Source organism: Streptomyces sp. YJ-C3 (assembly GCF_053891275.1).
This window is the reverse complement of sequence record NZ_CM132685.1, coordinates 7,656,106-7,669,041: the sequence shown is the minus strand read 5'-3', so window position 1 is coordinate 7,669,041 and position 12,936 is coordinate 7,656,106. Positions and strand designations below refer to the sequence as shown.

Annotated in this window: 13 protein-coding genes; 4 read left to right on the top strand and 9 right to left on the bottom strand. The window is 70.9% G+C overall.

Annotated elements, in window-relative coordinates:
- Nucleotides 1–6 precede the first annotated feature (6 nt).
- From ACVHNB_RS34630 to ACVHNB_RS34600, 7 genes are all read right to left on the bottom strand, one after another.
- A complete protein-coding gene (locus tag ACVHNB_RS34630; protein ID WP_456226691.1) occupies nucleotides 7–1,449 on the bottom strand; it encodes a hypothetical protein in 1,443 nt (480 codons plus the stop codon).
- A 303-nt stretch (nucleotides 1,450–1,752) separates the two neighbouring features.
- Nucleotides 1,753–2,739, bottom strand: a complete 987-nt coding sequence (locus ACVHNB_RS34625; RefSeq protein WP_456226690.1) for an N-acetylglucosamine kinase — start codon at nucleotides 2,737–2,739, stop codon at nucleotides 1,753–1,755.
- Nucleotides 2,730–3,995 carry a 6-phospho-beta-glucosidase gene (locus ACVHNB_RS34620; protein ID WP_428954639.1) on the bottom strand — a complete coding sequence of 422 codons (1,266 nt, stop codon included), beginning with the start codon at nucleotides 3,993–3,995 and terminating at the stop codon, nucleotides 2,730–2,732. Before ACVHNB_RS34620 ends, ACVHNB_RS34625 begins: the two co-directional genes overlap by 10 nt.
- 8 nt (nucleotides 3,996–4,003) lie before the next feature.
- Nucleotides 4,004–4,909 carry a carbohydrate ABC transporter permease gene (locus ACVHNB_RS34615; protein ID WP_428954640.1) on the bottom strand — a complete coding sequence of 302 codons (906 nt, stop codon included), beginning with the start codon at nucleotides 4,907–4,909 and terminating at the stop codon, nucleotides 4,004–4,006.
- 4 nt (nucleotides 4,910–4,913) lie between these two features.
- Nucleotides 4,914–5,849, bottom strand: a complete 936-nt coding sequence (locus ACVHNB_RS34610) for a carbohydrate ABC transporter permease (protein ID WP_456226689.1) — start codon at nucleotides 5,847–5,849, stop codon at nucleotides 4,914–4,916.
- Between the two features lie 10 nt (nucleotides 5,850–5,859).
- Nucleotides 5,860–7,197: an ABC transporter substrate-binding protein gene (locus ACVHNB_RS34605; protein ID WP_456226688.1), complete on the bottom strand. Its 1,338-nt coding sequence runs from the start codon at nucleotides 7,195–7,197 to the stop codon at nucleotides 5,860–5,862.
- A 62-nt stretch (nucleotides 7,198–7,259) separates the two neighbouring features.
- Entirely contained in the window at nucleotides 7,260–8,426 is a 1,167-nt protein-coding gene (locus ACVHNB_RS34600) for an ROK family transcriptional regulator (protein WP_456226687.1), read from the bottom strand.
- A gap of 309 nt (nucleotides 8,427–8,735) precedes the next feature.
- Between ACVHNB_RS34600 and ACVHNB_RS34595 the strand changes: the two genes are divergently transcribed.
- From ACVHNB_RS34595 to ACVHNB_RS34585, 3 genes are read left to right on the top strand one after another with little or no spacing between them, the layout of a single operon-like run.
- Complete coding sequence (locus tag ACVHNB_RS34595; RefSeq protein WP_428954644.1) at nucleotides 8,736–9,065, top strand: hypothetical protein; 330 nt, start codon at nucleotides 8,736–8,738, stop codon at nucleotides 9,063–9,065.
- Nucleotides 9,066–9,074: 9 nt separating this feature from the next.
- The gene (locus ACVHNB_RS34590) at nucleotides 9,075–9,608 is read left to right on the top strand and encodes a hypothetical protein (protein ID WP_456226686.1); all 534 of its coding nucleotides are present in this window, start codon (nucleotides 9,075–9,077) and stop codon (nucleotides 9,606–9,608) included.
- Nucleotides 9,609–9,611: 3 nt separating this feature from the next.
- Nucleotides 9,612–10,607 (top strand): hypothetical protein, encoded by a 996-nt coding sequence (locus tag ACVHNB_RS34585; RefSeq protein ID WP_456226685.1) that lies wholly within the window; start codon nucleotides 9,612–9,614, stop codon nucleotides 10,605–10,607.
- Between the two features lie 63 nt (nucleotides 10,608–10,670).
- Here ACVHNB_RS34585 and ACVHNB_RS34580 read toward each other — a convergent pair whose 3' ends face one another.
- Both ACVHNB_RS34580 and ACVHNB_RS34575 read right to left on the bottom strand, forming a co-directional pair.
- Nucleotides 10,671–10,973 (bottom strand): RraA family protein, encoded by a 303-nt coding sequence (locus ACVHNB_RS34580; protein WP_456226684.1) that lies wholly within the window; start codon nucleotides 10,971–10,973, stop codon nucleotides 10,671–10,673.
- Between the two features lie 27 nt (nucleotides 10,974–11,000).
- On the bottom strand, nucleotides 11,001–11,537 hold the full coding sequence (locus ACVHNB_RS34575) for an HNH endonuclease (protein ID WP_361542039.1): 537 nt from the start codon (nucleotides 11,535–11,537) through the stop codon (nucleotides 11,001–11,003).
- 273 nt (nucleotides 11,538–11,810) lie between these two features.
- On the opposite strand from ACVHNB_RS34575, the gene ACVHNB_RS34570 reads away from it, so the two are divergent.
- On the top strand, nucleotides 11,811–12,884 hold the full coding sequence (locus ACVHNB_RS34570; RefSeq protein WP_428954648.1) for a mechanosensitive ion channel family protein: 1,074 nt from the start codon (nucleotides 11,811–11,813) through the stop codon (nucleotides 12,882–12,884).
- Nucleotides 12,885–12,936 lie beyond the last annotated feature (52 nt).

Genomic DNA, 12,936 nt, shown 5'->3' with positions numbered 1-12,936 from the left:
CCCCTCTCACCGGTACTCCGAAAGCCTGCGCCCGATGCCGAGCACCGCGCCCGCGGCGGCGAGCACCGCCAGCAGCGCCGCGCCGACGGGCAGCCCGGTCATCGCGTCACGCCCGTCGCCCGCGTCGGCGCTGAACTGCCGCTGCTCGTGCGTGAGCGCCGTGTCGAGACTGTCGTCCACCAGATCGAAGCAGTCGCCCGTCGGCTTGTTCTCCCTCGAACCGATGATCTTGTCGAGGGCGCCCTGGTAGTTGCCGTCGTCGTCCTGCTCGCGCGCGATCTTGTGGCGGGCCAGCCACTCCTTCATGCTGTCGTTCGCCTTGCCCACCGGCGCCCGGCCCGCGACGTCGTCGGCGAGCGCGTCCGCCGTCTTCAGCTTGGCGGCCAGCGTGCTCATCTGCTTCTTGAAGTCGTAGTCGTACTTGTCCTCGGTCCTGCCGCCCACCTGCTTGGTCTCGGCGCCGCGGCTGACCAGCGTCAGGTTCTCGTTGCCGCGCGCCTTCAGGGACGCGATGCTCGCGTCGTGCAGCACGTTCAGGGACCGTACGCCGTGGTCGTACGAGGAGTTGAGCCCGCTGCGCGCGACCGTGTGCCCGACCACCAGCCACAGCAGTACGACCGTCGACGCGGCGGTCGCGGCGAGCAGGCCGTGGTTGAACACCCGGTTCGTGCGGCGGTAGTTGCGCCGCTGGGCCCAGACGAGACCGCCGAGCGCGAGCACCCCGAGCGCCATCGCGATCCAGGGGTACGGGGTCGCCGCGTCGTAGTCGTCGCGCAGCCGCTGGTTCTCGTTCTTGTAGAGATCCTCGGCGGCCGGGAGCATCTGCTCCTGCATCTTGTCGTTCGCGTACCGCAGATAGGCGCCGCCCAGCGGGAAGCCCTGCCGGTTGTTGGCGCGGGCCCGCTCGATGAGGCCCTTGTACTCGGGCAGCAGCGTGTTCAGCTTCGCGATCGTCTTCGCCGAGGGGGACCCCGGGTCGGTGCTGGCCGCGGCGGTCACGAGCTTGGTGGCGGCGGTCCGGATGTCCCGCTCGTACCGGTCGCGCACGTCCGCCGGTTCCTGGCCCCCCGCCAGGAAACCGCTGGACGCCGCGGTGTTGGCGTCGGCGAGCGAGCGGTAGATGTCGGCGGCGTCGGCGCTCAGCGGCTGGCTGGAGTGCAGCACGTCGTCGGCCGCGGCCGAGCGGTCCGTCATCTGCCAGGCCGTCGTCGCGCCGAACGCGACGACGAGCAGCGCGATCACGGCCCCGATGATGCGCAGCCGGCCCGGCTCGGTCGTGGCCCCGGCCTTGAGCCGGTCGATGCCCTCCGCCCAGGCGGTGCGGCGTGGTTCCGCCGGACGTGGGCCTGATGACGTGCCGCCGCGTGTCTGCTGCGGCGGCACGCTCGGCATCGTCGGCACGGCGCCGTGCCCCGGCGGTGCGGTGCTCCCGTTCGGCAGATATGTCACTCTCGACCCTCCCCCATGGTCGTACGTCGGCCGCAAGTATCGCTGCCGAGACGGGGATCCGCACAGGTCTTGCCTGGATCTTGTGTACGGGGCCCTGTGGGGAACACGTGCCGGGAGCCGTGTTCGGTTCCCGTTCGTGTGCCTGCCGCGCGTGCGTGAGGGGCTGGTCGCGCGGTTCCCCGCGGCCCTGAAAGCACGGATACGCGCCGTGGCGGCGACGGTCGGTTGCCGGGTGCCGCGCCGTCGTGGCTGGTCGCGCAGTTCCCCGCGCCCCTGGAGGCACCCGGCAACGAACGCGCGGAGCTACGGCGCGAAGTGGGCCCGCACCCGCGCATGCACCTCCGGGGGAGCCCCGATCGCGTCCAGGCCCAGCAGGGCCGCGCCCAGGACGGGTCGCTCCGACACCACCCGGGGGACCGCCTTGGGAGCCCGCTCCGCCAGCAACTCGAAGATGCGCGCATCCAGTTGAGGGTGACGTGCCGCCAGCACGCCCCCGCCCAGCAGTACCGGCACCTCGTCGTCCAGCAGATCGAGACGCCGCAGGGCCACCGTGGACATGGCCACGACCTCGTCGGCCATCCGGTCGACCAGCGCACGGGCCACCGGGTCGCCGTCCGCCGCCGTGGCGAACAGCACGGGGGTGCATTCATGGCGGCGTTCCACCGGCACCCGCTCCAGGTGCAGCGCCTCGATGAGGGCGTACATGGAGGGGACGCCGAAGTGCGCGGGCAGCGTCCGCATCAGGGCCGTCGGCTCGCCGCGGCCGTCCTCGGCCCGCGCCGCGAACCAGAGGGCCTCCTCCGCCAGGCCCCCGCCGCCGCCCCAGTCGCCGGAGATCTTGCCGATCGCCGGGAAGCGGGCGGTGCGGCCGTCCGGCAGCATGCCCGCGCAGTTGACGCCCGCGCCGCACACCACGGCGACACCGCGCGGCTCCGCGTCCTCCAGGAGGCCGGCCCGCAGCACCGCGAACGTGTCGTTGCGTACGTCGACACTCGCCGTGGACGACCAGCCGCGGGCGCGCAGGGCGGCCGCCAACTCCCGCTCCTCGACGGGCAGATCGGCGTTGGCCAGACACGCCGAGACATGCGCGGCCGATTCGACTCCCGCCTGCGCGAACGCCCGGCCGACCGCGTCCGCCAGGACGTCCACGGCCGCCTCGACGCCCACCCGGGGCGGCTGGAACCCGCCGCCGCGGGCCGCGCCGACGACACTGCCGTCGGCCGCGACCACCGCGACGTCGGTCTTGCTGTTGCCCGCGTCGATCGCGAGCACGCTGGTGCTCAGGCCCACGCCAAGTGCTCCCGGTTGTGCGCGATCAGCTGGTCCGTGAGCTGCTCGGCGTACTCGATCTGGCCCACCAGCGGGTGTGCGAGCAGCGCCTTGAAGACGCGGTCGCGGCCGCCGCGCAGGGCGGCCTCCAGGGCCAGGTCCTCGTACGCCGTCACGTTCGCGATGAGGCCCGCGTACAGCGGGTCGAGCTGCGGCACCGGCAGCGGGCGGGCGCCCTTGCCGTCGACGGCCGCCTGCACCTCGATGACCGCGTCGTCGGGCAGGAAGGGCAGCGTGCCGTTGTTGTACGTGTTGACGACCTGGTGGCGCGAGCCCCCGTTGCCGAGCAGCGACGCCGCGAGGTCGACGGCCGCCTCACTGTAGAAGGCGCCGCCGCGCTTGGCGAGCAGCTCCGGCTTCTCGTCCAGCGTCGGGTCGCCGTACATCTTCAGCAACTCCCGCTCCATCTCGGCCACTTGGGCGGCGCGGGACGGCTTGGTGCGCAGCTCCCGCACGACGGCGTCGTGCTGGTAGTAGTAGCGCAGGTAGTACGACGGCACGACCCCCAGGCGGTCGACGATCGCGCGCGGCATGTGCAGGTCCTCGGCGATCGCGTCGCCGTGCTCGGCGATCAGGCGCGGCAGCTGGTTCTCGCCGTCCGGGCCGCCGAGGCGGACGCCCAGCTCCCACGTGAGGTGGTTGAGGCCGACGTGGTCGAGGTGCACCTGCGACGGGTTCACGTCGAGCAGCTTCGCGAACTTGCGCTGGAAGCCGATGGCGACGTTGCACAGGCCGACCGCCTTGTGCCCGGCCTGGAGCAGCGCCCGCGTCACGATGCCCACCGGGTTCGTGAAGTCGATGATCCAGGCGTCCGGGTTCGTGCGGCGGACGCGCTCGGCGATGTCGAGGACGACCGGGACGGTGCGCAGCGCCTTGGCGAGGCCGCCGGCGCCGGTCGTCTCCTGGCCGACGCAGCCGCAGTCGAGGGGCCACGTCTCGTCCTGGTTGCGGGCGGCCTGCCCGCCGACGCGCAGCTGGAGCAGTACGGCGTCGGCGTCGGCGACACCGGCGTCCACGTCGGACGTGGTGCGGATGACGCCGGGGTGGCCCTGCTTGGCGAAGATCCGCCGGGCCAGACCGCCGACCAGCTCCAGACGGTCGGCCGCCGGGTCGACGAGGACCAGCTCCTCGATCGGCAGGGTGTCCCGCAACCGCGCGAATCCGTCGATGAGTTCGGGTGTGTAGGTCGACCCTCCGCCGACCACTGCGAGCTTCATGTGCGTTCTCAGCCCTTTACTCCGGTGAGGGTGACGCCTTCGACGAAGGCCTTCTGTGCGAAGAAGAAGACGATGCAGACCGGCGCCATCACGAGGAGCGTCGCGGCCATCGTCAGGTTCCAGTTGACGCTGTGCGCGGACTTGAAGGATTCGAGGCCGTAGCTCAGCGTCCAGGAAGCCGGGTTCTGGGCCGCGTAGATCTGCGGCCCGAAGTAGTCGTTCCAGCAGTAGAAGAACTGGAAGAGGGCGATCGCGGCGATGCCCGGCTTGGCCATCGGCACCACGATCTTCAGCAGGGTGCGCAGCTCGCCGCAGCCGTCGACCTTCGCCGACTCGATGTACTCCTTCGGGATCGTCAGCAGGAACTGACGCAGCAGGAAGATCGAGTACGCGTCGCCGAACGCCATCGGGATGATCAGTGGCCACAGCGTCCCGGAGAGGTGGAACTGCTGGGCCCACACCAGGTACATCGGGATCACGATGACCTGCGGCGGCAGCATCATCGTCGAGATGACGAGGATCATCGCGGTGCGGCGGCCGCGGAAGCGGAACTTGGCGAGCGCGTACGCGACGGGGATCGCCGAGCACACGGTGAGCAGCGTGCCCAGGGCCGCGTAGATGATCGAGTTCTTCCACCAGTCGAGGAAGCCGTCGGTCTCGAAGACGGTCCTGTAGTTCTCCCAGTGCCAGGAGTTCGGCCACAGATCGCCGCTCATCGCCTGGTCGTCGCTCATCACGGACGTGAGGAAGACGAACACGAAGGGGAGGACGAACAGGAGCGCCACCGCGATCGCGATGCTGTGCACGGCGATCCAGTTGAGGATCTCCTTGCGGCGCGGGCGGTTCGGGGCGGTGCCTCTGTCGTCGACGGCGCCGCCGGCGGTCGCCGCCGGGTGCAGGGTGGTGGTGGTCATGGGATCAGTCCTCCGCCGCGAGCAGGCCCGAGCGCTTGCGCATGAGCAGCATCGTCACGGCCATCGCGATGACGAACAGGACGAGCGAGAGCACGCACGCCGCGCCGGTGTTGAAGTTCTGGAAGCCCATCGAGTAGACGAGCTGGGGGACCGTGAGGGTCGAGTGGTCGGGGTAGCCGGGCTGGATCACCGAGCCGGGGCCGATGGAGACGCCGGAGGCGATCTTCCCGGCGACCAGGGCCTGCGTGTAGTACTGCATGGTCTGCACGACGCCCGTCACCACGGCGAACATGACGATCGGCGTGATCGACGGCCAGGTCACGTAGCGGAACTTGGCGAACGGCCCGGCGCCGTCCAGCTCCGCCGCCTCGTACTGCTCCTTCGGTACGTCGAGCAGCGCGGCCATGAAGATGACCATGAGGTCGCCGATGCCCCACAGGGACAGCAGAACGAGGGACGGCTTGGCCCAGGCGGCGTCGTTGAACCAGTTCGGGCCGTCGATACCGATCTTGCTCAGGACCTCGTTGACCGGTCCGGTCGCCGGGTTGAGCAGGAACACGAAGGCGACGGTGGCGGCCACCGGCGGGGCGAGGTAGGGCAGGTAGAAGGCGGTCCGGAAGAGGCCGACCCCGCTCTTGATCTTCGTGACGAGCAGCCCGAGCGAGAGTCCGAAGACGACCCGCAGCGCCACCATGATCACGACGAGCCACAGCGTGTTCCACAGGGCGGGGCCGAACAGCGGCATGTCCTGGAACACGTACCTCCAGTTCCGCAGCCCCACGAACGTGGGCGCCTTGATCTGGTTGTAGTGCATGAACGAGAAGTAGACGGTGGCCAGCAGCGGGTACGCGAAGAAGACGCTGAACCCGATCAGCCAGGGGGACAGGAAGCCCAGGGTGCGCAGTCTGCGCCGCGCGGGCCGGGAGAGTGCGATTGCCATGCGCGGGTCCTCAGTTCTGCGACTGCAGGGTGTCGGCGTCGATGAGTTTGTCGAGCCGTTGCAGGCCCTTCTTCAGGTTCGGGACCTTGCCCGCCTCCTCGGTGTACGAGAAGTCCTGGAGCTGGACGACGTACATGCCGCCGTTCGTCGACGGGGGCAGCACCTGGCTGTACTTGTTCTTCGCGATGTCCAGGAACGTGCGGAACGTCGGATCGGCGTCCAGCTTCGGCGACTTGAGGGCCGCCTTCGTCGAGGGCACGTTGTGGATCGCGTTGGCGAACTTCACGACCTGGTCGGTGTCGGCGGTCAGGAACTTCACCAGCTCCCAGGCCGCGTTCTGGTGCCTGCTGCTGTGCGCGATGCCGGCGACGGTGCCGGTGAGGTAGCCGCGCCCGTACGTCTCGGCCTGGTCGTCGGGGACCGGCAGCGGGGCCACGCCCCACGTGAACTTGGCCTTGGCGTCGTTCAGCATCAGCCCGCGCCACTCACCGTCGAGGTGCATGGCCAGCTTGCCGTTCAGGAAGGCGTTCTGGTTCGACATCTCGTCGCCGAAGGACGTGCGGAACCGCTCCAGGGCGCCGTATCCGCCCTGCGCGTCCATCAGCTTCTTCGCGGTCTTGAAGAAGTCGTACGAGGCCGGGTCCTTGGACAGCCGTGACGAGCCGTCCTTGTCGAAGTAGGTCGGCCCCCACTGGGCGAACAGCCGGTCGGGGCTGTTCTGGTAGAGCCGGAAGTTCGGCATGAAGCCGACGCGCTCGTACGAGGAGCCCTTCCTCTTCGTGAGCTTCTTGGAGTCGGCGACGAACTCGGACATCGTCTTCGGCGGGTGCGTGATGCCCGCCTCCTTGAAGGCGTCCTTGTTGTAGTACATCCCGAAGGCGTCCGCGAGCAGCGGCAGAGCGCACTGGTTGCCGTCGTAACTCGTGTAGTTCAGAAGCGACTTCGGGAAGACCTTGTTCTTGTCGAGCCCGGTCTTCTTCATGAACGGGTCGAGGTCGGCCCACATCCCGGAGTCGCAGTACTGCCCGACGTTGTTCGTGGTGAAGGACGAGACGACGTCGGGGGCCTCGTCGCCGCCCGCGCGCAGGGCCTGGTTGACGGTGGCGTCCGTGACGTTGCCGGTGGCCTGCACGTGGATGTTCGGGTGGAGCTTCTCGAAGCGGGCGATCGAGTCGTTGATCGCCTTGACCTCGCCGGGCGCCGACCAGCCGTGCCAGAACTTGATGGTGACGGGCTCGGTCGGATCGTCGTCGGCGCTGCCGGTGCTCGGGTTGGCGCAGCCGGCGAGCAGCAGTCCGGCCGCGGCGAGCACCACGGGGGCGCGCAGGGGTATACGCCATCGCGACATGGCGAACGTCCTTTACGTGTACGGGGGCTGGGGAGGGGAGACGGGCGTGCGGGGGATCGGGGTCAGGCGCCGCTGGTGTCGAAGACGGAGTCGCGGGCCTGGGTCAGGGCGGTGCGCAGGGCGCCGGTGAGGATGGGGTCGCCGTCGAGCCGGCTGATGCGCAACTGGGGGCGGGGCAGGGCGAGTCCGGTGAGCTCGGCCTCCACCCGCTCGCGCAGGGCGTCGCCGCCGGCCTGGGCCACCTGCCCGGACAGGACGACGAGTTCGGGGTCGACGACGGCGACGACCGCGGCCAGGCCGGTGGCGAGGCGCCGGGCGACCTCGTCGAGGACGTCGCCCCGGGCGAGCGCCTCGGTCAGGTCCTCGACGCCGCCCGCGAGCCGGCGCACGGCGGGGGCGGCGACCAGGCTCTGGAACCCGCCGCCCGCGTCGTTGCGGGCGATGACGGCGTCGCCGCCGCGGGCCAGCGGGGCGCCGGGCAGCGGCATGTAGCCGATCTCGCCCGCGCCGCCGGTCGCACCCCGCAGCAGCACGCCGCCGAGCACGATCGCGGCGCCGACGCCCTCGTCGACGTACGCGAGCACGAAGTCGTCGTGGTCCTGGGCGGCGCCCTCGTACTGCTCGGCGACGGCGGCGAGGTTCACGTCGTTCTCGATGGAGACCGGGGTGCCGAGCACCTCCGCCAGTTCCGTGCGCAGGGTGCGCGAGTGCCAGCCCGGCAGGTGCGGGGCGTACCGGAGCCGGCCCGAGTGCGGGTCGATCGCGCCCGGGGTGCCGATGACGGTGGCGGTCAGGTCGTCGTGGCCGAGCCCGGCCCGGTCAAGAGCCCCGTCGACGGCCTCGGCGACGAGCTGGGCGGTGCGGTGGCGCACGTCCTCGGCGACGGCGTGCGCCTCGATGCGGCACCGGCCGCGCTCGGCGCCGGTGATGTCGGCGACGACGGCGGTGATGCCGGTCGGGTCGGCGGACAGCGCGGCGATGTGCGCGGCGCCGGGGTGGATCTCGTAGAGCACCGCGTTCGGTCCCGGGCGGCCGGTCTGGCTGCCGGTGGTCCGCACGAGCGACGCGGCTTCGAGCCGCCCGAGGATCTGCGAGGTGGTCGGCTTGGAGAGGCCGGTGAGCTCGCCGATCCGGGTGCGGGTCAGCGGGCCGTGGGCCACGAGGAGGTCGAGCGCCGCGCGGTCGTTCATGGCGCGCAGCACGCTGGGCGTGCCGGGGGTACCAGCCATGTGTCCTGCCTCCTCGCAGCACTGTTAGGAAAGTTTCCTATTGGGTGCGAGGAACGTATGGCGCGAATGAAGGGGGCGTCAATAGGGGGTGGATCGGCGGCTACCAAGTCGTTACGTGCGCGGCGGCCGGGTCGGCGCCGGGCCGGCCGACGGCCTTCCGGCCCCGGTCCGCAGCGGAATGTCACCGGATTTGTAACTTGCATCACATTCAGGTGGTTCCGGTGTCTACAGTCGTTCCCTGCCTTCTACGTCTTCTACGTCTTCTATGTCTCCTGCGTCTTGTGCGCGTCAGGCACCTCGGGGGTTCGCATGGCCACCTTCAACATCCGGCAGCAGAGCGGCACCATCCAGCAAGCCGATGTGATCCACAACCACGGCGGTCCGCCCGGTGAACTCGCCGACCAACTGGCCCTGCTGATCGCGGAGTTGCGGGCCCCGGCCGTTCAGGGCGACGCGCGCGCGGAGCAGGCGGCGGCCGAGCTCGTCGGCGCCCTGGAAGAGGCCTCGTCCCCGCAGGCCGACCCGGGGCGGGTGCGCACCGCGCTCGCCAGGGCCGCCGGACTCCTCGCCGGCGTCGCCTCGGCCGCGGGGATCGTCACCTCCCTCGAGGCGATCGTCGCCGCGCTGCCGCTCGGCTGAGGCGGCGTCATGACCGACTTCCACATCGGCAGCCAGCGGGCCGGCCTGATCCAGAACGCGGACGTCGTGATCAACGCGGGCGCCCCCGCGACCGACCACCGCGCCGCGGCCGAGAACGCGCTGCGCGCACAGGACTACGAGTCCGCGATCACCCACCTCAAGCAGGTGCTGACGACGGACCCGGGCGACCCGCTCGCCCGCTTCCGGCTGGTCCTCGCCGCCCTGCGCGGCCGCCACCCCGACCGCTACGGCGCCCGCCAGATCCACGACCTGACCGCGCGCCTGGTCCGGCTCGTCACCGAGCACCCCGACTGCCACCACGCCCGGCTCCTCGCCCTCGTCATCAACGACGGCATGGTGGCGAGCGGCCCCGCGGGCCCGCCCGTGCCCGGCGCGGAGACCCGCCGCCTCGTCGCCCTGGTCGACCCGGACCGGGCCCGCGAGATCGTCGACCACGTCCACGTCCCCGAGAGCCCCGTCCGCGCGCTGCTCGGCCGCGCCGCCGGACGCAGAGCCACGTCCCCGAACCCCCAGGAGTCCTGAGCCATGACGTTACCGCCGCCCTCGGCGCCACAGCCGCACGTGCCGCCGCAGGGACAGCAGCCCGCCCCGGGCGGGCAGACCTCGCGGCCCCCGGCCCACTGGATCGCCCGCTACTTCATCGACCCGCCGCACCCGGCAGCGCTGCGGTCCGCCCAGATCAAGATGGGGATCGGCGCCGGCGCCCTGGTCCTCGGCGTGCTGCTGCTCGTCGCGGCGGACGCCGGAGGCAAGGGGCTCGGCGCCATCCTGCTGGTGGTCGGCTGCATCGTCGGCGGCAGCGGCCTGTCGGCGAAGAAGGTCTACGACGCCGCGTACGCGCTGGCGATGCCCCGTCCCAGCGACGCCGAGATCGACCAGCTGATCGGCATGGACTCCTTCTCCATCCTGAACCGCGCCCTGCCCCAGCTCGGCCTCACCGACGCGGATCTGGTGCAGCCCAGGGGCGTCTCCGGCGCGGCCGGGGTGAGCTTCACCGACATCGAGGCCCGGGCCGGCGCGACGGCGGTCCCGGGCGGCAACCAGATGATGGTCTGGGGCCCGGCCTTCCCCTGCAACAGCGCCATCGGCGCGGACGGACGGACCCGGTACTCGCGCTACGAGTTCATGGTGATCTGCCCCACCCACTACCAGCTGGCCATCTACAAGTGCGAACTCGACCTCTACACAGGTCAGTTGAAGGAGAGCACGAACGAGTACCACTACCAGGACGTGGTGGCGGTGCGCACCTCCTCCGTACCGCTCAACCGGCACGGCGGGCAGTACGTGAACCCGCGGCCCTCGCAGCGGGTGTACTTCGCCCGGTTCGACACGAAGCGCGTGATGGAGATCATCGTCTCCAGCGGCGACCGCACCTCGATCAACCTGAGGGTCTCCTCCTCGGCCGAGGCCACCGTCGACTCCGGCGACCCGCTGGACTTCCCGCAGGTCCTGGAGCGCGTACGGGCCACACTGCGGGAGAAGAAGGGCGGCGTGCGGCACGCCGACGAGGATCTGATCTGACGCACGGCCGTGCCCCGCGGCCGGCCGGGCGGCGGGGACAGGCTGACGCCCGGCTTCGGCCCGTCAGCCGGTGAAGCCTCCCGCGTGCAGCGCGGCCTCGACCTTCGCCCGGTGCGCCGTCTCCCACGCGTCCAGCGTCTCGGAGGCCTCCTGCGCGAGTTTCGCCCGCGCGTCCGCGAGGATCTCGGCGCCGCGGGCGGCGGGCACGATCACGACGCCGTCCTCGTCGGCGACGACCACGTCCCCGGACGCCACGGTGACGCCGCCGCACCGGTTCGCTTCCCTTCGGTGCCCTGGATTCCGGTCCGCCCGGCGGTGACCGCACAGGGGAGGGGCCGACCGCCCAGGACTGCGGCTGCCGGCCACCCGGAACACGAAGACCCGGATCGAAGATCAGGCGGAGACGCCTTCGATCCGGGCCAGTGCCTCGTCCGCGCCGAACGGCTGCAGGTACGGCAGCCAGCGCGGGTCCCTATGCCCGGTCCCGATGATGCGCCACGCGAGGCCCGTGGGCGGGGCGGGCTTGTGGCGCAGGCGCCAGCCGATCTCCACCAGGTGGCGGTCGGCCTTGGTGTGGTTGCAGCGGCGGCACGACGCCACCACGTTGTCCCAGACGTGCTGACCGCCGCGGCTGCGCGGGATCACGTGGTCGACGCTGGTTGCGACGCCACCGCAGTACATGCACCGGCCGCCGTCACGGGCGAACAGTGCACGCCGGGTCAGAGGAACGGGCCCCCGGTAGGGGACCCGGACGAACCGCTTGAGCCGGACCACGCTGGGAGCGGGGACGGTGCGTGTCGCGCTGTGCATGAAGGCGCCGGACTCCTCGAGGCACGTGGCCTTGTTCTCGAGGACGAGTACGAGCGCGCGGCGGAGCGGTACGACGCCGAGTGGCTCGTACGACGCGTTGAGGACCAGGACATGCGGCACGGAGGCCTCCTTGTACGCCGGCGGCGCGTGGCTCGCGCCGGGACGATCTCGTAGCCAGTCTCCCCTCATGCCTGGTCGTGGCGCCACCATGTCCACGTAACGGGCTGGGAGTGTTTTCGACCACACGTCCTTCATCCCCAGGCGGGTACCGGCTCTCCCTCGAACATCACAACGATCCACACACAATGCCCCGTTAGTGTGGTGGGTCTGCCCGCTCATGTCCCCGAGCCGCGTCCCGAGGCGGGCAGATGGCTACGCCTGGAGGTACCTGCCGTGATCTTGTCCGTCCTGTCGGCCGCGGGGGCGAGCGACTCCTCGTCCGACACCCCGCAACCCACCCTCAAGGACGCCCAGGAGCAGGCCGGTCAGGCCGCCAGCTGGGTCGAGCAGAACTGGTCGGCCTGGCTGGGCATCGGTCTGCGGGTGCTGCTGATCGTCGTCATCGCCTGTGCGCTGCGGGTGGCGATACGGCGCGCCATCACCAAACTCATCGAGCGCATGAACCGCACCGCGCAGGCCGTCGACGGCACCGCGCTCGGCGGTCTCCTCGTGAACGTGGAGCGGCGCCGCCAGCGCTCCCACGCCATCGGCTCCGTGCTCCGCTCGGTCGCCTCGTTCCTGATCATGGGCACCGCGGCGCTGATGATCCTCAGCGCGTTCGACATCAATCTCGCGCCGCTGCTGGCCTCCGCCGGTGTCGCCGGTGTCGCGATCGGTTTCGGCGCCCGCAACCTCGTCACCGACTTCCTCTCCGGTGTCTTCATGATCCTGGAGGACCAGTACGGCGTCGGGGACACCATCGACGCGGGAGTCGCCTCCGGCGAGGTCATCGAGGTGGGCCTGCGGGTCACCAAGCTGCGCGGCGACCACGGCGAGATCTGGTACGTGCGCAACGGCGAGGTCAAGCGCATCGGCAACCTCTCCCAGGGCTGGGCCACGGCCGGCGTCGACGTCACCGTCCGCGCCGACGAGGACCTGGACAAGGTGAAGGCGGCCCTGGCCGAGGTCGGCGAGACCATGAGCAAGGCCGAGCCGTGGAACGAGATGCTGTGGGGCCCCGTCGAGGTGCTCGGCCTGGACAGCGTGCTGCTCGACTCGATGGTGGTCCGCGTCACCGCCAAGACCATGCCCGGCAAGGCCCTGACCGTCGAGCGCGAACTGCGCTGGCGCATCAAGCGGGCCTTCGACGAGGCCGGCATCCGCATCGTGGGCGGCGTGCCCGCGCAGGTGGACGCCGATCCGGCCGACCCGACGGCCGGTATGTCGGCGCCGTCCGCGTACGCGTCCACCACGTCGCCGCAGTCGCTGGCCGCCTCCCCGATAGTGCCGCCGAACCTGGCCAAGTAGCACCCGGTACGACGACGCGGGGGCGCCCGGAGATCTCTCTCCGGGCGCCCCC

Excerpts from the sequence above, each read along its gene's own strand:
- ACVHNB_RS34620 (WP_428954639.1), bottom strand. The coding sequence starts at position 3,995 with ATGAAGCTCGCAGTGGTCGGCGGAGGGTCGACCTACACACCCGAACTC.
- ACVHNB_RS34595 (WP_428954644.1), top strand. The coding sequence starts at position 8,736 with ATGGCCACCTTCAACATCCGGCAGCAGAGCGGCACCATCCAGCAAGCC.
- ACVHNB_RS34605 (WP_456226688.1), bottom strand. The coding sequence starts at position 7,197 with ATGTCGCGATGGCGTATACCCCTGCGCGCCCCCGTGGTGCTCGCCGCG.
- ACVHNB_RS34610 (WP_456226689.1), bottom strand. The coding sequence starts at position 5,849 with ATGGCAATCGCACTCTCCCGGCCCGCGCGGCGCAGACTGCGCACCCTG.
- ACVHNB_RS34615 (WP_428954640.1), bottom strand. The coding sequence starts at position 4,909 with ATGACCACCACCACCCTGCACCCGGCGGCGACCGCCGGCGGCGCCGTC.
- ACVHNB_RS34600 (WP_456226687.1), bottom strand. The coding sequence starts at position 8,426 with ATGGCTGGTACCCCCGGCACGCCCAGCGTGCTGCGCGCCATGAACGAC.
- ACVHNB_RS34590 (WP_456226686.1), top strand. The coding sequence starts at position 9,075 with ATGACCGACTTCCACATCGGCAGCCAGCGGGCCGGCCTGATCCAGAAC.
- ACVHNB_RS34585 (WP_456226685.1), top strand. The coding sequence starts at position 9,612 with ATGACGTTACCGCCGCCCTCGGCGCCACAGCCGCACGTGCCGCCGCAG.